The sequence below is a fragment of the Kribbella sp. NPDC058245 genome (assembly GCF_042882005.1).
Classification (GTDB): domain Bacteria; phylum Actinomycetota; class Actinomycetes; order Propionibacteriales; family Kribbellaceae; genus Kribbella.
Window position 1 is genome coordinate 102908 of the sequence record NZ_JBHVWY010000011.1, and the last position, 19110, is coordinate 122017.

14 protein-coding genes are annotated in these 19110 nt (G+C 67.5%); 7 read left to right on the forward strand and 7 right to left on the reverse strand.

Going from position 1 to position 19110, the window contains the following annotated elements:
• Position 1 precedes the first annotated feature (1 nt).
• Positions 2-2794 carry a caspase family protein gene (locus tag ACFVWG_RS25055; RefSeq protein ID WP_391545824.1) on the forward strand — a complete coding sequence of 931 codons (2793 nt, stop codon included), beginning with the start codon at positions 2-4 and terminating at the stop codon, positions 2792-2794.
• A gap of 36 nt (positions 2795-2830) precedes the next feature.
• Here ACFVWG_RS25055 and ACFVWG_RS25060 read toward each other — a convergent pair whose 3' ends face one another.
• Together ACFVWG_RS25060 and ACFVWG_RS25065 are read right to left on the reverse strand one after the other, a co-directional pair.
• Positions 2831-4852, reverse strand: a complete 2022-nt coding sequence (locus tag ACFVWG_RS25060; RefSeq protein ID WP_391545825.1) for a protease pro-enzyme activation domain-containing protein — start codon at positions 4850-4852, stop codon at positions 2831-2833.
• Positions 4853-5021: 169 nt separating this feature from the next.
• The gene (locus ACFVWG_RS25065) at positions 5022-6152 is read right to left on the reverse strand and encodes an epoxide hydrolase family protein (protein WP_391545826.1); all 1131 of its coding nucleotides are present in this window, start codon (positions 6150-6152) and stop codon (positions 5022-5024) included.
• 60 nt (positions 6153-6212) lie between these two features.
• Here ACFVWG_RS25065 and ACFVWG_RS25070 point away from each other — a divergent pair, with 60 nt between their 5' ends.
• Positions 6213-7208, forward strand: coding sequence for a helix-turn-helix transcriptional regulator (locus ACFVWG_RS25070; protein WP_391545827.1), 996 nt, complete (start codon positions 6213-6215; stop codon positions 7206-7208).
• Here the strand turns inward: ACFVWG_RS25070 and ACFVWG_RS25075 are convergent.
• Complete coding sequence (locus ACFVWG_RS25075; protein ID WP_391545828.1) at positions 7205-7885, reverse strand: response regulator; 681 nt, start codon at positions 7883-7885, stop codon at positions 7205-7207. The two genes, ACFVWG_RS25070 and ACFVWG_RS25075, sit on opposite strands and share 4 nt — an antisense overlap.
• A complete protein-coding gene (locus ACFVWG_RS25080) occupies positions 7882-9882 on the reverse strand; it encodes a sensor histidine kinase (RefSeq protein WP_391545829.1) in 2001 nt (666 codons plus the stop codon). The genes ACFVWG_RS25075 and ACFVWG_RS25080 overlap by 4 nt, the downstream gene beginning before the upstream one ends.
• Positions 9883-10034: 152 nt before the next feature.
• Here ACFVWG_RS25080 and ACFVWG_RS25085 point away from each other — a divergent pair, with 152 nt between their 5' ends.
• The 3 genes from ACFVWG_RS25085 to ACFVWG_RS25095 all read left to right on the forward strand — a co-directional run bounded on the left by ACFVWG_RS25085 (position 10035) and on the right by ACFVWG_RS25095 (position 11986).
• Positions 10035-10385: a hypothetical protein gene (locus ACFVWG_RS25085; RefSeq protein ID WP_391545830.1), complete on the forward strand. Its 351-nt coding sequence runs from the start codon at positions 10035-10037 to the stop codon at positions 10383-10385.
• The gene (locus ACFVWG_RS25090) at positions 10385-11071 is read left to right on the forward strand and encodes a hypothetical protein (RefSeq protein ID WP_391545831.1); all 687 of its coding nucleotides are present in this window, start codon (positions 10385-10387) and stop codon (positions 11069-11071) included. Before ACFVWG_RS25085 ends, ACFVWG_RS25090 begins: the two co-directional genes overlap by 1 nt.
• A gap of 78 nt (positions 11072-11149) precedes the next feature.
• Positions 11150-11986, forward strand: a complete 837-nt coding sequence (locus ACFVWG_RS25095) for a methyltransferase domain-containing protein (protein ID WP_391545832.1) — start codon at positions 11150-11152, stop codon at positions 11984-11986.
• Here ACFVWG_RS25095 and ACFVWG_RS25100 read toward each other — a convergent pair.
• A complete protein-coding gene (locus tag ACFVWG_RS25100) occupies positions 11967-13034 on the reverse strand; it encodes an alpha/beta hydrolase family protein (protein ID WP_391545833.1) in 1068 nt (355 codons plus the stop codon). The two genes, ACFVWG_RS25095 and ACFVWG_RS25100, sit on opposite strands and share 20 nt — an antisense overlap.
• A gap of 320 nt (positions 13035-13354) precedes the next feature.
• On the opposite strand from ACFVWG_RS25100, the gene ACFVWG_RS25105 reads away from it, so the two are divergent.
• Positions 13355-14719, forward strand: a complete 1365-nt coding sequence (locus ACFVWG_RS25105) for an FAD-binding oxidoreductase (RefSeq protein WP_391545834.1) — start codon at positions 13355-13357, stop codon at positions 14717-14719.
• A gap of 105 nt (positions 14720-14824) precedes the next feature.
• Here ACFVWG_RS25105 and ACFVWG_RS25110 read toward each other — a convergent pair whose 3' ends face one another.
• Both ACFVWG_RS25110 and ACFVWG_RS25115 read right to left on the reverse strand, forming a co-directional pair.
• Positions 14825-15361 carry a dihydrofolate reductase family protein gene (locus ACFVWG_RS25110; RefSeq protein WP_391545835.1) on the reverse strand — a complete coding sequence of 179 codons (537 nt, stop codon included), beginning with the start codon at positions 15359-15361 and terminating at the stop codon, positions 14825-14827.
• Positions 15362-15374: 13 nt separating this feature from the next.
• Positions 15375-15938: an NADPH-dependent FMN reductase gene (locus tag ACFVWG_RS25115; RefSeq protein WP_391545836.1), complete on the reverse strand. Its 564-nt coding sequence runs from the start codon at positions 15936-15938 to the stop codon at positions 15375-15377.
• A gap of 96 nt (positions 15939-16034) precedes the next feature.
• On the opposite strand from ACFVWG_RS25115, the gene ACFVWG_RS25120 reads away from it, so the two are divergent.
• Positions 16035-19070, forward strand: a complete 3036-nt coding sequence (locus tag ACFVWG_RS25120) for a BTAD domain-containing putative transcriptional regulator (protein WP_391545837.1) — start codon at positions 16035-16037, stop codon at positions 19068-19070.
• The last annotated feature ends 40 nt before the right edge of the window (positions 19071-19110 follow it).

A 19110-nucleotide genomic window follows, 5' to 3' on the forward strand; every position in this document is an offset into this window, starting at 1 on the left:
CATGGGGCGCCGCAGGGCGTTGCTGGTAGCAACTTACGAGTACGAGGACACCGGGTTGCGCCAACTCGTGTCGCCGGCTCAGGACGCGGAGGCGCTGGCCGTCGTACTCGAGGATCCGGCGATCGCTGGGTATGAGGTGCAGGTGCTGATCAATGAGCCGTCGAGCCGGGTGGGCGAAGCGATCGACGAGTTCTATGCGACTGCCGAGCGCGATGATCTGACCCTGCTGTACTTCAGTGGGCACGGGTTGAAGGACGACAGCGGCCGGTTGTACCTCGCCATGAAGAACACCAAACGCGAGCGGCTGCGCTTCACCGCGCTGCCGGCGCACATGGTCGACGAGGCGGTCAATGAGTGCGTGGCGCGGCAGAAGCTGCTGATCCTGGACTGTTGCTACGGCGGCGCGTACGCCGTTCAGCAGCTCGCGAAGGCGGACACGGCGGTGGACACCAAGGCCGAGCTCGGTGGGCGCGGCCGGATCGTGCTGACGGCGACCGAATCCACGCAGTACGCGTTCGAAGGGGCCAAGGTCCACGGTCAGGCGTCGCAGTCGGTCTTCACCCGTTGCATTGTGGAGGGGCTGCGCAGTGGCGCGGCCGATCTCAACGCCGACGGCGACATCACGGCCGACGAGCTGTACCAGTACACGTATGACGCGGTCGTCGCCGAGCAACCGAATCAGCGGCCCAAACAGATCGCGGATGTCCAGGGCCGGACGGTGATCGCCGCCAACCCGCACTGGGAGCTGCCGCCTCGGATCATCACGGATCTGGAGAGCCCGGCGCATCGGGACGCGGCTCTGCAGCAGCTCGGTCAGTTGCTGGAGGCAACCAACGATCGGGTACGGCGGACTGCGCGCGCCAAGCTGGTGGAGTTGCTGGACAACGACAGCCGGGCCATCGCCGACACTGCGCGGGCGTATCTCGATCGTCCACCTGTGCGGGCGCAGCCGGTGGTGGCGCCCGTTTCTCCGGTACGGCGTCCCACCGGGCCGACGTTTGGTGCTGCCGCACGAGCCGCGGCCCGGCGATGGCGTCACCGGGTGAATCTGTTGCGCGGGCCGGCGGCGACTGTGCGCAACGCGACCTCGAGCTGGTGGCTTGTCGGCCTGCTCACTCTCGCTGCGGGGCTGGCCATCTGGGCAGCCGCGCTCGGCGCCACGCCGTACACGATCGGGGTGGCAGCGGTTCTGACGATCGCGGTGGCGGTCCAGTTCCGGGCGGTAGACACGGCCTTTGCCGCCGGCCTCCTGGCGCCAGGCGTCCTGAGTGCGGCGATCGTCGCGGGTGATCTGACCAAGCAGACCTACCTGGGGATCCACGACCCCCTCCCACGGGAACTCTTCACCGCAGCCCACGCGATTTGGCTCGCGACAGCTGTTGTCGGCCTGCTCAAGTGGCGACCGCCGAAGCCCGGACTGCGGTTCAGCCAACTGATTCCCGCGGCGATCGCGGCGGCACTCGTCCTGGTCGCGGTGGTTGAGCGTTATCGGAGCCTGCACGAATACAACACGCTGCCGCACCTCACCTATCCAGCATTCCTCGGCCTCATTGCTGCAGAGTTCGCACTGATCGGTCCGCTGCTCGACTTCGGACGTGCGTTCACCATCGGCTGGGTGGTTGGCGGATTCGCCATCTGGCTCGGCCTGTTCGGCACTCCGCGAGGTTTGGGCGACCCCTGGACTGTGGTCGCGGCGCTGCTGGCTATCTGGCTGCTCATCGGAGTTCTGGTTGTCACCAGATCACGACCCGGCGCCCCGATCCGTCGCCTGGTGATGATGGCACCGCTGCTGGCTCCCGTCGTACTGGGTGCTGTCGCGTTCGCCGTCGTACCACCTGCGCCGCGTTCGCCGACCGTTGTGGCTGTCGCCGTCAGCCCCGACGATCGCACGCTCTATGCGACCGACTTCGCTAATGGCCGGTTGTTGAAGTTCGACACCACGACTCGTGAACAGATCGGCGATGCGCTGCCGGTCGGTAGGGCTCCGGGCCGGTTTCTGCTGGCCCCGGACGGCAAGACGCTGTACGTCGCGAACTCCACCTCCGACTCGATCTCCGTCATCGACGTCGCCGCCTGGAAGGTCGTCGGTACGCCGATCGCCGTCGCTCCGCAGCCGGTCGACCTGTCGTTGAGCCTCGCCGCTCATCGGCTTTATGTGCTCAGTCGTACCTCCGAGACGATCACCGAGATCGACACCAAGACGCGTCAGACTGTCGGCGGTCCGCTTGCCAGCGGGTCGAGCCCGTCCGACCTCGAGGTCGACGCGAAGGGCGAGTGGCTGTACGTCGCCCACCGCGACGCGGGTACCGTCTCGGTGATCGACACGGCGACCCGCCAACCTGCCCGCAGCCCCATCAAGGTCGTCACCGATCAGAGTGACCTGGCATCCGGGCCAGATGCCGTGCCACCTGGCCCGACCGACCTGGCGCCTGGTCCGGACGGCCTGATCTACGCCATCAGCCGGACGTCGTACGCGGCGATCAACACCAAGGTCAAGACGTCGCGTCCGACCCCATTCACGCTGCCGGACAGGGAGAGTTCCGCCGTGGTAGGTGCTGACGGCAAACATCTCTACATCCTGGGCGACTCGGGCTCGGACGAGGCGATCCGGGTGGTCGACGTAGGCAGTCGCGAGGTGGTTGGGACACTGGCTGCCAACCTCGGGGCTGCGGCCAATCTTGCCGTTAGCACGGACGGCCAGCGGATCTACGTCAGCAACTTCTATCGGGAGGGGATCATCGTGCTGGATGGTGCCGGTCCGAAAGAGATCGGCATGATCGAGATCGGACGCTGAGCCCGGAGCGCTGGGCGCCCCGGGCTCCCGCTGGCGTCAGCGGCGGTAGGAGTCGGCGTAGGTCGAACTCGGCGTACCGACGCCGGTCAGGTTGTCGTAGCCGGGGGTACCGACCAACGGGCCGTTGATGGCGAAGGTGATCAGGCGGGTGAGGATCGTGCTGGTGGGGTCGGTGATGTTGGCGTAGTCGTTGCGGACGGCGCTGTAGAGGGCGCCGTCCGTCGGGTCCTTGAGGTCGGTGACGGCGGCGGTTCCGGCGCGCTGGTAGATCTGCGGGTTGGCGAGGCCGATGGGTGAGCCCTGCGCTTCCTGGGCCAGCGCTTGGATGCCGGCGATCAGCGGGCTCGAGAGGCTGGTGCCGCCCAGGCGCACCTCACGGTAGCCGGTGGTGCCGTCGGGGAGGAGCCAGGTCTGGCCGACCATCATGCCGCTGTTGTTGTCGCCGTCGGCAACGATGTCCGGTACGACGCGCATCGGGTACGCCGAGGTTTCGCCAGTCAGCAAGGTCTTTGCGAGCTTCGTCGGTACGACCCCGGCCTGGTACGACGGTTGCCGGACCTTGGCGCTGGTCCCGCCGCCGGTGCCGCCGGTGAACGCGGCCGGGTAGCCCTGGCGCGGGTCCGGACTCCAGCCGTTACCTGTCTTCGGCGAGCGGATGTTGCCCCAGCCGAACTCCCACAACTTCTTGCCATCGGCATCGATCGGCATCGTCGTACCGCCGACGCCGGTCACCCAGGTGCTCTCCGGCGGGTACTCAGTCTGGACGCCGTTCGAGCCCTCGTTCTGCCCGCAACCACTGGTCGGGTCCTCGGTACCGCAGTCACCGGACGAGAAGTAGACGCCGATGCCCTGGATTGCGGCGCGCTGGAAGACGTCTTCGTACGCCGCGCGGATCGCCTCGGTGGCCGGTCCGTTCGCGCCGTCGCCCCACGAGTTGCTGACCATGTCAGCGAGGTGGTTGTCGACGAGCCTGTTCAGTGCGTCGATCAGACTCGCATCGCTGCAGTCCTTCGCGCCGACGTACGCGACGTTCGCGTCCGGTGCCATCGCGTGCACGGCCTCGATGTCGAGCGATTCCTCGACGTAGATGGCGTTCGGTGGGCCGCCGAAGCAGTCGGGCGAACCGCCGGGTGTCGTGTATTGCTTGAGCTGGCCCGGGCGCCAGCCCTGGAAGTTGTGCTTGTTCGCGTACGCCGCGAGGTCGGCCTCGATCGTGGGCGACGCGTACGGATCGATGACGCCGACCGTGACTCCCTTACCGGTGTACTTCGAGTTCGTCAGCCCGTACGCCGAGCGCAGCTCCTGCGGGCCGTAACCGCACAGGGTCCACGGACGGGTCGTTCCGTCGACCGGGGGCTGGTCGGTGGCGGGCTTCTGACCCCAGTAGATGGAGCAGGGCTCAGCGCGGTAGAGGGCCGGCGTCGGTCCCCAGGGATCAGGGTCCGCCGCCTTGGTGTGAGCAGCGACGTCGTCGCTGATCTTCGCGCGGACGCCCTGCTTGGACTGGTCATCGGGCCCGATCACACCCTGTACGGCGGCCGCGATCCGCTGCGGGACCTTCAGATCACTGGCGGGTGCGCGGTGAAGGCCCTTGGCGTCGGCGTAGTTGTGCAGTTCGACCTCGAAGGCCTTCTGCACCTTCTCGACCGAGCCGTGGAACGCGACGGCGTGCTGGTCGGTACTGGTCACGTTCAGCCCCTTCGACTCGAGCCAGGAGACGACCGCGTCGGTCTGATCCTGGGTCGGGCCGAAGCGCCGGTTGACCTCGTCGGCGGTGAGGAAGTGGCGGTAGTTGGCACTGTGCGGGTCGATCACAGACGTCGCATAAGCGGTCATGCCTTGCGGATCACGGCCAGAGAGCGTGATCCGTGCATCCAGTTCGGAGTGCGGGTCGGTGGCGCCGCGGTCGGTGCTGCTGGTCGCCCAGCCGGGCCGTGCGCCGGGTACGACCCGGTCGGCGGGGGCCGCGGCGGCCGCGGGGAGCAGCGTGGCGAACAGCGCCGTACCGCAGACGGCGATCGCCAGGCCGCTGAGCCCGGTGCGTGTGGACCTGATCAAGGTCTCGTCCCTTCGTGTGTCGAGAACGGCAACCGGGACAGCGTGCGGGACCGGATCAGACCGGGCAATCGATTTCACCAGGGTGCTGGCAGGGCTTCGGGGTGCGCCGAAACCCTGCGCCTCAGGGATCCGGAGATCCCTGAGGCGAGATCGTTCAGTTTGGGCTCTCTCACAGGTTTCCGAAGAACTTCCGCAGGTCGGCGGTGACGTCGGCGGGGCGCTCCAGGGAGGCGAAGTGACCGCCCTGGTCGAAGGTGGACCAGTGCACGATGTTGGTGTTGTCGCGCTCGGCCAACGGCCGGATGGTCTTGAAGTCGTCGGCGAAGACGGCGACGCCGGTGCGGGCGTGGTTGAGCTGCGGTTCTGCGCCGGACTTGGCCTCCTCGTAGTGGTAGCGGCCGGCGGCGGCCGAGGTGTTGGTGAACCAGTAGAGCGAGACCTCGGTGAGGATCTGCTCGCGGGAGACCAGGCTGGTTCCGTTGCCGAAGTTGTTGAAGAGCTCGTTCCAGGCGAGCTGGCCGACCGGCGAGTCGGAGATGCCGACGGCAACGGTCTGCGGACGGGTCGAGTTGATCGCGTTGTATCCGCCGACCGACTGGAACCACTGCAGGTGCTCGAGCGCCGCGTAGTCCTCCGGCGTGAACTTCTCGAACTCGGACGGGTCGCCCGAGGGGAACGAGAACAGCTGCAGGACGTGCAGCCCGAGGAAGCCTTCGGGGTTCAGTACGCCGAGCTCTCGCGAGATCATCGCGCCGGCGTCGGACCCGTGGGCGCCGTACGAGTCGTAGCCGAGGCGGCGCATCAACGCGTCGAAGGTCTTCGCGACCCGGGCCATGGTCCAGCCGCGGTCGACCAGCGGGGTGCTGAACCCGAAGCCGGGGATCGACGGGATCACGACGGAGAACGCTCTCTCGGCGGGTTCGCCGTACGCCTCGGGGTCGGTGAGCGGGCCGATCATGTCGAGGAAGTCGACGAACGAGCCGGGGTAGGTGTGGATCAGCAGCAGGGGTGTCGCGTTCTCGACCTTCGACGGGACGTGGATGAAGTGGACAGTCTGGTCGTCGATCTCGGTCAGGTAGTGCGGGAACTCGTTCATCCGTGCTTCCTGGGCGCGCCAGTCGAAGCCGTTGCGCCAGTGGTCGACGGTCTCCCGCAGGTAGTGGTTCGGGGTGCCGTAGTCCCAGTCGTCGCCGGGGGCCGGCTCGGGCAGCCGCGTCCGCTCGAGGCGGGCGTTCAGATCGTCCAGGTCGCTCTGGGCGATGTCGACGGTGAAGGTGCGGATGTTCTCGTTGTTGGTCATGGCTTCACCGTATGATCCGTATAGGAACATTAGATTCCTAATTGACCGAGGAGTTTTGAAGTGCTGGAGACGTCGTCACGACTGCTCTCGTTGCTGGCGCTGTTGCAGACGCGGCCCGCCTGGACCGGCGCCGAGTTGGCCGAGCGGCTGGACGTGACGACGCGGACGATCCGGAACGACATCGACCGGCTGCGAGAGCTCGGGTATCCGGTGGACGCGGCGCGTGGCCCGGCTGGGCATTACAAGCTCGGGGTCGGCGCGAAGCTGCCGCCGTTGCTGCTGGACGACGAGGAAGCGGTTGCGGTCGCAGTCGGTCTGCGGACCGGCGCCGGCCTCACCGGGCTGGAGGAGAGCAGCGTGCGCGCTCTCACCAAGCTCGAGCAGGTCCTGCCGCATCGGCTCCGGCGTCAGGTGAACGCCATCCATCGGGCGACCTCGAAGGGGCCGGACGACACCGGGACGAACTTCGAGGCGCCCGAGATCGACCCGTCGTTGCTGAGCACGATCGCGGCGTGCATCCGCGACGCACACTACCTACGGTTCGACTACGAGATCCCGCAGGGAGCGCTCTCCCGTGACGCTGGCTCTGCCCGTACGTCGGACCTCCCGGTGCTCGTGCAGCCGTACCGCCTGGTGAGCTGGCACGGGTTCTGGTACGTCGTCGCCCGAGACGAGCACGACGAGTGGCGCACGTACCGGGCCGACTGGATGTCGTTGCGGATGGCAACAGGTATGCGGTACGTACCGCGGCCGATGCCCGATGACGACTACACCGACTTCGTCTTGCGTGACGTCGCGTCAACCGGCTGGAAGGTGCATGCCCGGATCACGGTGTTCGCTCCGGCGGAGGAGGTGCTGAGCCGGATCCACGCGGCCGTGGGGGTGGTCGAGTCGGTGGACGAGCAGACCTGCATTCTCGTCACGGGCTCGGACTCGCTGGAGATGATCGCCGTGTACGTCGGCATGCTCGGACTCGACTTCCGGATCGATGGTCCGGCCGGTCTGGTCGAGCACCTCAAGATCCTCGGAGAGCGCTATCTCCGTGCGATCCCTTAGGCTTTCTCATTGCCCAAGCCGGCGTTGCGGGCCTGGATGATTGCGGTCGCGCGGTCGGCGATGCCGAGCTTGGTGAAGATCGCGGAGACGTTGTTGGCAACGGTCTTCGAGGCCAGGTGCAGGCGGTCACCGATCGCCGGGTTGGACAGGCCGGCTGCGAGGAGATCGAGGATCTCACGTTCCCGGCTGGTGAGCTCCGGGAACGGTTCGGCTGTGGCCGCGGGTGCGGCGAAGAACCCCAGCACGCGGCGGGCGACGCCAGGTCCGAAGATCGCTTCGCCGGCGGCGACCGCGCGGATCGCCCGGGCGATCTCGTCCTGCTCCGCGCCCTTCACGAGATAGCCGCGCGCCCCGGCCCGCATCGCCGCGAACACCGAGTCGTCGTCCTCGAACATCGTCAGCACCAGTACGGCGACCTCCGGCGCCGAGCGCGCCAGTTCACGGGTCGCCGCGAATCCGTCGAGGTCGGGCATCTGCAGATCGAGTACGGCGACATCCGGCCGGCTCGTGATCACCTCGCGAACCGCTTCCCGCCCGTTCGAGGCAACCCCGACGACCTCGATCCCCGGCAACGAGGTCAGCAACGCCGCCAGCCCGGCCCGAACCACAGGATGGTCATCCGCCAGCACCACTCGGACGGGAGCATCCGCCGGAGAGCGCTCTCGGCTGTCGCTCATGGCGTGACCAAGGGGAAGCTGGCACGGACGAGGCCGCCGGTCGGGGTGGGACCGGCTTCGAAGGCGCCGCCTAGTTCGGCGGCTCGTTCGCGCATGGCGTGGAGGCCGACGCCGGGATGCCAAGCGCCGTTGGGTGGGCCGTCGTCGGTCACTTCAACCTCAAGGTCATTGCCACAGCGCAACGCTAGTACTGCCGAGGTCGCCCGGGAGTGCCTGACCACATTGGTGAGCGCTTCCGTAGCGATCCGGTACGCCGCGACCTCGAGCGCTGCGGGTAGTGCGGGCAATCCCTCTGCCGCCACCTCGACCTGGATCATCGCCCCGTCCGCCCGGAACGAGAGCTGATCCGCACGTTGCCGTAGCGCTCCCACCAGCCCGAGCTCGTCCAACGCCGGCGGACGGAGGTCGTCGACGAGTCGCCGTACATCGCCGATCGCCGTACGGGTGTCGGTCCGCAGGGTGTTGAGCAGGTCGCGGGTTCTGTCTGTATCGGTGTCGACAAGGTTCGCGGCAGCATCGGCGGTGAACGCGATTCCGGTCAGCGTCGGCCCGAGACCGTCATGCAGATCGCGGCGCAACCGACGCCGCTCCTCCTCGCGCGCAGCAACCAGCTTCTCTCGCGACGACTGCAGTTCGCTCGACAGTCGAGTCGCGTGGACTGCAACGGCCAGCGGTACGGCGACCAGGGCGAGCACATCGCGATCAGCGGTCGACAACGCGGACTCGCCAGACCGTACGCCGATCAGCAGTTGGGCGACCGACGTACCGCCGTACTGGAGTTCCAGCGGTACGACGAGTTCTGGCGGTACCCCGTCGGAGGCGATGACGGCGTCGTCGATTGTGAGAGCGGTGTACGGGAAACGAAGGCCGGAGCGGATCGCGGCGACGACACCGGGGAGGCCGGCGGAGAGCTGTTCGCCGACCCGGGATGCGATCCGGGCGGGATCGCCGCGATCACCGTAGAGAGCGCGATCTACGAGTTGCCGGAGCCGGGGCAGGATCGGAGCGATGATCAGCGCCACGAGAACCGTGACCGCCGCCGAACGACCCACTCGGGACGGGATCAGCGCACCGAGGAGAGCGGCCAGGGCGGCATAGGAGCCGATGGCAACCAACGTCAGCAGTCCCCAGGTCAGGGCCCGCGAGACGACCAGCCGGATGTCGAGCAGCTGATGCCGGACGATGGCGACCGCGACCGCGATCGGAATCAGCGGGATGGCCAGCAGGACGAAGATCGGGGTTCCGGCGATGAAGGCCCAGGGCGTGACGAAGAGCAGGGCGACCACCGAGGCCAGGAGCAACCACAGGAGCTGGCGACGGCCGACCTCGTCCGAGCGGCGGAAGCGGATCACCAGGCAGCTGATGGCGAGAGCGATCGCTACCAGGTTGCGGGCCTCGGCGACGGTCCACAGTGGCTGCAGATCGGCGTACGACGGGATGGTCAGGTACCCACCGGGGACGCCGGGGGTGATCGGATCGCCGCTGGTACCCATCTCGAGCGCGAACAACGGCGAGGTGACGATGATCCCGACCGAGATCCAGCGCCAGCGTGCAGAGAGCGCTCTACCGTTCGGGAACAGCAGCAGGGCGAGCGGGAGGAAAAGCCCGATCGACCACGGCCAGGCGAAGACTGCAACGGTGGTGGCGAGACGCTGCGCCGCGATCGGCGCATTGGCGTCGGCAAGGACGGAGGCCAGCGGGCCGCTGAACGCGGTCGTTGCGTGACCGATGCCGTCGGCAAGGAACAGCCAGCCGATCGGGTTGCTCGGTCGATGCCACGCGATCACCGCGCCGCACAGCCCGAACGTCACCCCCATCAGGCCGTTCGTCACCACGAAACCGTCCAGCATCTCGGCCCAGCCCCAGCCGGTCACGAACGACAGCACGACGCCGGCCAGTACCTCGACGACGGCCAGTCCGCCGAGGGCGCCCGCGAGCGTCCGCCGAGAATGCGCTCTCTCGGTTGCTGCGGGCGACGCCTGCTGCGCGGTGGTCATAACGGCAGTGTGCTCCTGAGGGTGTCCCGGCGTCTCGGGATCACGATCCCGGACCGGCCGGGGAACTGCCCGAGATCGGGGGACAGCGCTCTCAGGTGCAGTACGGCGAAACTCGCGACGGTGGTTCCAGACGAACTGGAAGGAGATCTGAAATGTCTGGAATCAACAAGGCCGGCCTCGTCGTACTCGGCCTGCTGTCGGTGGCGGATCTGTTCACCCCGCTGACGACCGACGGCGAGCACCCGCCGATGGTGATCGCGGTCGGGAGCGCGGTGGTGGGTCTGATCAGCCTCGTGCTGGTCGTCCTGGGGTGGGGTGGCAAGCGATGGGTGCTCGCTCCGCTGATCACGCTGCGGCTGGCCTCGGCGTTGCTGGCGGTGCCCGCGTTCTTCGCCTCCGACGTACCGGCGCCTGCCGTCGCAGCGGCCGGGATCGGCGTCGCGGCGACGATCTTCGGAGTGATCGCGGTGCTGCTGCCCGCCCGGGTCCCGGCGCGTGCGTGATGAGCCAGGTTCAAACGATCGCTCCGCGCGGCGACGTCCGTACGGCGTCTCGCTGGTTCGGCGCCTTGATCCTCCCGATCGGGCCGGCGGCAATCGCCTTGCTGCGTTACCTCTTGCCATACGACACAGTCGACGACCCGGCGACGATCACCAGCAAGATGCTGGCCCATCCGGGCCGCGCCTCGTTGGTACTCTGGCTGGCGTTCGCGGGGGTCCTCACGCTGGTGCCTGGCGCGTACTTCGTTGCCAGGCTGATCCGCCATCGAGCTCCGTGGCTGACAGCGCTCTCCCTGTTGCTCGTCGTACCGGGGTATCTGGCGCTGCCGTGGATGACGTCGACTGACATCTTCACTTGGTCAGGCGGGCAGGCGGGGCTCAACGCCGCCTCGATCACGAAGGTCGCCGAGGCGACGCACGGGTCAGTGGGCGTGGCCGGCGTGGTGTTCGTGGTCGGGCATGTGCTGGGCACGATCTTGCTGGGGAGCGCTCTCTGGCGTTCTCGGATGGTGCCTCGCTGGGCGGCGGTGGCGACTGCGATCTCGCAGCCGATCCACTTCATCGCGGCGATCATCCTGGTCAGTCACACGCTGGATCTGGTCGGTTGGGGCCTGCAGGCAGCTGGGTTCGCCGCGGTGGGGTGGGTGATCCTGCGACTGCGGGACGACGAGTGGGAACCGTTGCCCTAAAGGGCGACGTACTGAAAAGCAGGCTCGTCCGGCGCTAGTCTCGACTTGCCTAAGGGACCTTGCACAGGGGGATGGCAGATGAGCGAGATCGAGGCGCCGGGCGAGCTGGGCGCGAAGGTACAGATCGGCAGTTTCAAGGTTGCCGACGCGGCGAGGGCCGATGCTGCCGGAAGGGCTTTCGTGCTCGACCAGATGGCGCAGCGGCCCGCCGTACTGACCTTGAAGGCGTGGGCGCTGGAGCAGTTGGCGCCGGTGGCAGGGGAGACCGCGGTCGACGTCGGTTCGGGGACGGGCGAGGACGTGGTCGTGTTCGCTGACCTCGGCCTGCGTGCCATCGGCGTCGAGCCGAGCGCCGGGCTGCGCGAGGAGGCGGTACGGCGTGGGCCGGCCGGCAAAGGAGAGTTCGTCGACGGGCTGGCAGACAAGCTTCCGTTCGACGATGAGTCGGTCGATGTTCTGCGCTGTGAACGCGTTCTCCAGCATGTCGACGACCCAACCCGGTCGGTGCGGGAGATGGCTCGAGTTCTGCGGCCCGGCGGCCGGATCGTGCTGATCGACACCGATTGGCAGACCGCGATCATTCACCCGGCCGATCCCGATGTGTTGCAGCGGATGGTCGGCAGCTTCCTGTCCCAGTCGGCGAATCCGTACTCGGGCCGCCAACTTCGCGGGCAGCTCGCGGAGGCCGGGCTCGAGATCACCGGCGAGACCGCGGCCACCTGGCTGGAACCGCAGGCGGGTGCGCGCCAAGGGTTCGTGTCGATGATGCATCTTCGCGCTGCGCAGAGCGGCGCGATCACCGAGGCGGAGGCGATGGCGTTCGCCAACGGGATCACCTCGGCCGCCGATCGGGGCGCCTTCCACATGTCGTTGACGATGTACGCCGTGAGTGCGGTCAAACCCCCTGTTGCTTGAGGAAGGCAACGGTTCGGCTCATCGAGGTCGGCCAGGCCGCGACGAAGGCGTGCTCCTCGCCGGGATAGGTGTAGAGCGTCGCCTTCTTCCCGGCGGCCGTGAGCGCAGAGAGCGTTCTCCGGGACCAGGCGATCGGGCAGTTCGAGTCGGATTCGCCGTGATGCAGCAGGACCGGCTCCGTGACCCGGTCGAAGAACGTCACCGGTGACACATTGCGCCAGAACTCCGGGTTGCGCGCGGGCTCGCCGTACGCGCGCAGGATCGCGGCAGTGTTCGCCGGTCCGGGTGGCCAGCGTTCGAAGTTCTCGACCGTGTTGGAGCTGATGGACGCGAAGACGATCCCGGCCTTCACCAGGCCGGGCTGCGCGACGAGTGCGTTCAACGTGACCCCGCCACCCATCGACCGGCCGAGCATGCCGATCCGCTCGGGATCGACGTACTGGGAGGTCCGCAACGCGAGTACGGCGTTGATCGAGTCCTCGGTATAGCCGAGCCGCAGGTTGAGTTCGGAGCGCGGATCCTTGGACGACTGAGCGTGGTTGCGGTAGTCGGTGTGCAGTACGACGTACCCGCGGCGGGCGAGGTAGTCCTGCTCGCGGGCGAGACCGCGGCCGGTGGTGTAGACGGCCGGGTCGATGTAGCCGTGGTTCAGGACGACGGCAGGATGCGGGCCCGGGGTCGACGGGACGTTGAGGATCCCGGAGATCGTGAGTGAGCCGCTCGCATACGTCACGTGGTGTCGGGTGTAGGCGGCGTTGCGTGCCAGCACACGGTCGAGGCGGAGGTTGCGGCCGTCGTACTTCTTCGCCGTCAGCGCCGGGAGAGAAACCGGGTGAGCGCTCTCCGGCGTTCTCGTGGGGTTCCCGCTGGGCGTCGCCCCGGTGCTCGGGCTCGCAGACGAGGGGCTGGGGCTCGACGGGCCGCCGGACGGCGTGGGTTCGGTGCTGCTCGGAGTGCTCGCGGTGGGTGCCGCGTCGTTGCTGCTGCATCCGACGGCAGCCGCCGCCACGAGCGCACCGAGGGTCGTCAACACTGTCCGTCGCTCCATGCGGGTCAGTTTGCCGTCCGGTATCGAAAACCGATCGAAAGCGCCGGCAACGACCTGAGAGAGCGGTTGCTCAGCGGAGCTTCGGCAGAACTTTGACGGGGCTTTGACGGGGCCGAACGGTGCAGCTCGCGGCATTGACGAACCTCGCGAGCGGGAGGAGGGTCGAGGGGAGCAGGCGAGGTCTGGGGGAGGGCCGAACGACTGCCGGGGTTCAGGCGCTGACGGGGCGAGGCGCGCTCCCGGCGACCATCGGTCTACGGCGCTGCGTCGTCGGATGCGCGCCGTGTCGTGAGCAACGACCGGGGGTCCGGGGAGCAGACATGAGCACCATCGAGAACATGAGAGAGCGCGTTCGCGGGCAGATCTTCACCGCCGGCGACGACGGGTACGACGACGCACGCCGCGTCTACAACGCGATGCACGACAAGCGGCCGCAGGTCGTCGTGCGCTGCGAGAACGCCGGGGACGTGATGGCCGCGGTCGACTATGCCCGCACGAACGAACTGGAACTGGCGGTCCGGGGCGGTTCGCACAGTGTGCCGGGGTTCGGCACTGTCGACGACGGTGTGGTGATCGACCTGAGCGGCATGCGCAACGTCCGGGTGAATCCGGTCAGCCGCACCGCACGGGCAGGCGGCGGCGCGACCTGGGGTGATTTCAACGCGGCCACGCATGCGTTCGGGCTAGCGACGACCGGCGGCATCATCTCGACCACCGGCGTCGCCGGACTCACACTCGGCGGCGGCATCGGGTACCTGGCCCGCGGTCTGGGCCTGTCCTGCGACAACCTGATCTCCGCCGACGTGGTGACCGCGGACGGGCAGTTCCTGATCGCCAGCGAGAAGGAGCACGAGGACCTCTTCTGGGCCTTGCGCGGCGGTGGCGGCAACTTCGGGGTGGTAACCGCGCTCGAGTTCCGGCTGGCTCCTCTCTCGACCGTGTACGGCGGTCCGATGCTGTTCGAGATGTCCGACGCGGCCGCCGTACTGGCTGGGTTCCGGGATCTGATCGGCGATGCGCCCGAGGAGCTCGGCGGCTTCCCGGCCTTCCAGCTCGCACCGCCGCTGCCGTTCATTCCCGAGGATCGGCACGGCGAGCCGTTCACGTTGATCGTTGCCTGCTGGGCCGGCGACCCGGACCGCGGAGAGAGCGCTGTCTCGGCGTTCCGGGAGTTTGCTCCGGTGGTCGCCGAGCACGTCGGCCCGATGCCGTACCCGGCGTTGAACAGTGCGTTCGACGGCCTGGTTCCGGCCGGACTGCAGCACTATTGGAAGGCGAACTTCGTCACTGAGCTCACCGACGACGCGATTGAGGCCCACCTGCGTCATGCGCCGGGCTTGCCCGCGGTCAACTCGACCGTGCACATCTACCCGATCAACGGCGCGTGTCATCGGGTCACTCCGGATGCGACGGCGTTCGCCTACCGCGATGCGAAGTTCGCCACCGTGATCGCCGGCATGTGGCCGGATCCGGCCCAGAACGAGGCGGGCACCGACTGGGTGCGTTCCTACTACGACGACATCGCACCGCACTCCGAGGCCGGCGGCTACGTCAACTTCATGGCTGATGACGACCAAGGGCGGATCCGCGACAACTACAAGGGCAACTACGACCGCCTGGTTGAGGTGAAGCGCAAGTACGACCCGGGCAATCTCTTCCACCTCAACCAGAACATCGCGCCGTGACCCAGCACTGACACAGCACGGACCCAGCTCACACAGCACTGGGGGCCGGTACGACGTACCGGGCCGCGCTGTGGTGTCCAGGACTGCTGTGGTGTTCAGGACGGTTCAGGCCTTCGGCGCGAGCTTGTGCACGACGATGCCGGACTTGAAGGTGGTGGTGCCGAGCAGGTCGAGGTGGTGGATGTCGAGGCCCTGCCCGCTGAACATGGTTTCGCCGTCGGCCAGCACCGGGAAGACCCAGAAGTGGTACTCGTCGACCAGCTTGTTCTCCAGCAGCGTCTTGGAGAGCGATCCCGTGCCGAACTTGAGCAGGTTCCCGCCGTCCTGCTGCTTGAGCTCGCGGATCGCCTCGACGGTGTCGCCTTCGAGCAGGGTGGCGTTCCAGGTCGTCTCGGTGAGCGTGCGGCTGGCGACGTACTTCGGCATCTTGTTGAAGGTGTCGGCCATGTCGCCACTGCGCTGCGACCAGGCCTCTGCGAACCCCTCGTACGTGAGCCGGCCGAGCAGCAGGGCCTCGGTCTCGGCCATCAGGGCGCCGGAGTAGCCGAAGTGGTCCTCGTCCCAGTACGGGCCGGAGTAGTCCTGCGGGTCCGAGATGACGCCGTTCAGAGTGACGAAGGTGGACTCAATGAGCTTGCGCATGATGCTTCCTCTTTCAGTGTTGGTACGGGTGCTTGGTGCGCGCATCCCGGAGCGCTTGGGCCCACCAGGTGAGCTGGTCGAGCATGAGCTTGGCCTGGGCCTCGTAGCCCGCAGCCGGCCGCGGCCAGGAGCCGTCGGCGGTGAAGTGTTCCCAGTAGCAGGGGAGCGTGACTGTGTTGCGGATGGTGACGGCTTGCAGCTCGGCGAAGACCTGCCGCAGCTGTGCGGTAGCCAGCAAGCCACCGCTCTCCCGGCCGTAGCTGACGACAGCTACTGGCTTGGCGTGCCACTCCTCGTAGTACCAGTCCAGTGCGGTCTTCAGCGCGGCCGGAAAGCTGCTGTTGATCTCCGGGGTGACTACTGCGAACGCATCGGCAGCTGTCAGCCGCGGAGCCAGTACGGCGACCTCCGCCGGTACCGGGTCGTCAGTATCCGGAAGCGCGGTGGGCAGGTCGGCGTCTGCGAGGTCGATCAGGTCGACCGTGAACTGTTTGGCCGCCTGTGTGGCCAGCCAGTGCGCGACGGTCGGTCCGAACCGGCCGTGGCGGGTGCTGCCGATGATGACTGCGAGTCGCATTTCCTGCCTCCTCTCTGGTGCTCTGTACTCTGCCGGAGACCGTTTACGGTTTCTTTCCGGTGCGGAGGGCAGGCGGCGGAAAGATAGGGTGCGGCCATGCGTTTCGGCGTACTAGGACCGGTCACGGCCTGGACCGACGCGGGGGAGCCCGTGACGATCCAAGGGCTCAAGGTTCGTGCGCTCCTGGCCGACCTGCTCGTCCACGAGGGCCGCCCGGTCCCGGCTGACCGTCTGATCGACCACCTGTGGGGAACACAGCTCCCGGGCAACCCAGCCGGGACGCTGTCGGCCAAGGTCTCTCAGCTGCGTCGTGCGTTCGAGGACGCCGAGCCCGGCAGCCGGAACCTCGTGCGCTCCGGCCCGGCCGGCTACTCGATCGCCGTCGACAAGACGTCGTACGACGCGCTGGCGTTCGCGGACCGGGTCTCGCAGGGCGAGCTGGATGAAGCGCTGGGACTGTGGCGCGGACCGGCGTACGCGGACTTCGCCGACGAGGCGTTTGTGGAGACTGCGATCGCGCGACTGACAGAGCAGCGCTTGACGGCTCTGGAGCGTGCAGATGTGCCGGTCGGTGAGCTGTCTGCGCTGGTGGCTGAGCATCCGTTACGTGAGGGGCTGCGCGCGGCCCAGATGCGTGCGCTGTACCGAGCTGGTCGGCAGAGCGAGGCTCTTGAGAGCTACGAGGAGCTGAGACAGCTGTTGGCCGACGAGCTCGGGCTGGATCCGAGTCCGCCGCTGGTCGCGTTGCAGCAGTCGATCCTGACGCAGGAGCTGCCGCATGCGCGCAGCAATCTGCCTGCTCAGCGGACCGACCTAATTGGTCGGTCGAACGCGGTCGATGACGTCAGTGCCGCACTCGCGTCGTCGAGGCTGGTGACGCTGACCGGGCCAGGTGGAGTGGGCAAGACGCGACTGGCGCTGGCCACGGCGGCTTCGGTGGCGGACCGGTTCGCGGACGGCGTTGTCCTCGTCGAGCTGACCGCCGTCACACCGGCAGCGCTCTCGGTGCGCGACGCGCTCACAGACGCCGTACAGGCTGCGCTGGATCTGCGAGACAGCAGTGGTCCGGCTGAGACCGCAGTGGAGCGGCTGGCAGCTGTCATGGGCTCTCGACTGCTCCTGCTCGACAACTGCGAGCAGGTGATCGCTGAGGTTGCAGACCTGGCAGACGAGCTGCTGGCTGCCGCACCGGACCTGCGTGTGCTGGCGACCAGCCGTGAGCCGCTCAACCTCGCAGGCGAGGTGGTGTGGACCGTGCCGCCGCTGGAGATCCCGTCGGCCGGCCTGGAGCCAGGTGCGGCGGCAGACTGCAGTGCGGTCCAGCTGTTTGTCGCTCGGGCAGCCGCAGCATCGCAAGACTTCGCGCTGAGCGCAGACAACCTTGCTGACGTTGCTGTGCTGTGTCGGCGGCTGGACGGCATCCCACTCGCTCTGGAACTCGCTGCCACTCGCGTGCGTGCGCTGGGCATCCAGGGCTTAGTCGCTCGACTGGATGACCGGTTCCGGCTGCTGGCGACCGGGCATCGTGGTGCTGCGCCGCGTCAGCAGACTCTGCAGGCGATGATCGACTGGAGCTGGGAGTTGCTCGCCCCCGACGAGCAGGTCGTGCTGCGACTCCTCGCTGTTCACGCTGATGGCAGTACGGCGGATGCCGCGGCCGAAGTGTGTGCTGAGCCGGCGATCGACGTACTGGAGGTTCTGGTTCGACTTGTCGACAGGTCGCTCGTCGTACCGGTGCATGGTGTCGACGGACCGCGGTACCGGTTGCTGGAGTCAGTGGCGGCGTACTGCATCGAGAAGCTGCGTGCGGCCGGCGAACTGGAGTCAGCGCAGCAACGGCACCTCGAGTATTACGTGGCACTGGCGGAGTCGGCCCAGCTCTTCGGTGCCGAGCAGAGCCGGTGGCTGCGTCTCCTGGATGCGGATGCGGCGAACCTGAGGACAGCACTCGATCGGGCTGTGGCCACTGGGCAGTCCGACCTGGCTGAGCGACTTGTCGACGCGCTGGCGTGGTTCTGGTTCCTGCGGGGCCGTACTGCGGAGGCGGTTCGCTCGCTGGACGCCGTACCGGAGTCAGCGCGCGCAGGTGTCTGGCGGACTGGCTTCCTCTATTTGCAGGCGGATCGCCGAGCAGGTGCCGAGTGGGAGCGCTGGTCGGAGGCGGCTGATGCGCGCGGGCAGTGGTGGGTCGCATTCACCAGCGTTGATGTCGGTGAACTTGTGATGGGTGAGGCTCTGCTGGAGCGATGCCAGAAGGCTTTCGAGTCCGCCAGTGATCGGTGGGGAGTTGCTGCAGCGCTCTTGGCGCGTGCCAAGCACGCACACCTGCGGTCCGACGTGAAGGCGCTGCGAGCTGACGCAGAGGAGAGCACGCGAAGCTTTCGTGCCTTGGGTGATGCGTGGGGCGAGCTCCAGGCGACAAGCTGGCTTGGTGCAGCCGCTGAGCTGGATGGTGACTTCGAGGAAGCCGCACGCCTGCACGGTGAGTGTGTGCAGCTTGCGGAGACGCTTGGATTGTGGCCAGACGTAGCCGGAGCCCTGGGCATGCTGGGATGGACTGAGATCAGACGAGGTGACTACTCGGCTGCCTGTGCGCATGGCGAGCGTGCACTGCGGCTAGCGATCGACCAAGGTCAGCGGCCGTTGCAGGCCTTGGCTGAGATCGTGTTGGCCTTCGGAGCTCGCCGGATCGGTGACCTCGGCGATGCAGAGCGCCGGCTGAGGACGCTGCTCGCTGCAGCCCGCGCGCAGAGCGAGCCGGTGCTCTACCTGTCGATGGTGCTGGCTGAGCTCGGCTTCGTGCTGGAGCTGCAGGGCGACGCGGCTGCGGCTCTCGACCTCCACAAGGAGTCCTTCGAGGTCTCCGAGACTCACGACTCCGTCCGCAGCATGTGTCTGGCACTCGAGGGGATGGCTGCGTGTGTCGAGGACAAGAACGTTGCCGCGCAGCTCCTCGGAGCGGCGTCAGCCACTCGAGCGGCCGGGCAGCACCTGATCGCGTCCACCGAAGTCGAGGACCTCGCACGGGCCGTTGAAGCGGCGCGGAGTGCTCTCGGTACCGGCTACGACGCGGCGTTCGAACGCGGCCGCGCGCTCACACTGCGGCAGGCCGTCGATCTGCTCTCTGTGTAGATGTTCTGTGTTTGAGATTATTTGCTAGGCCAAGTAGTTT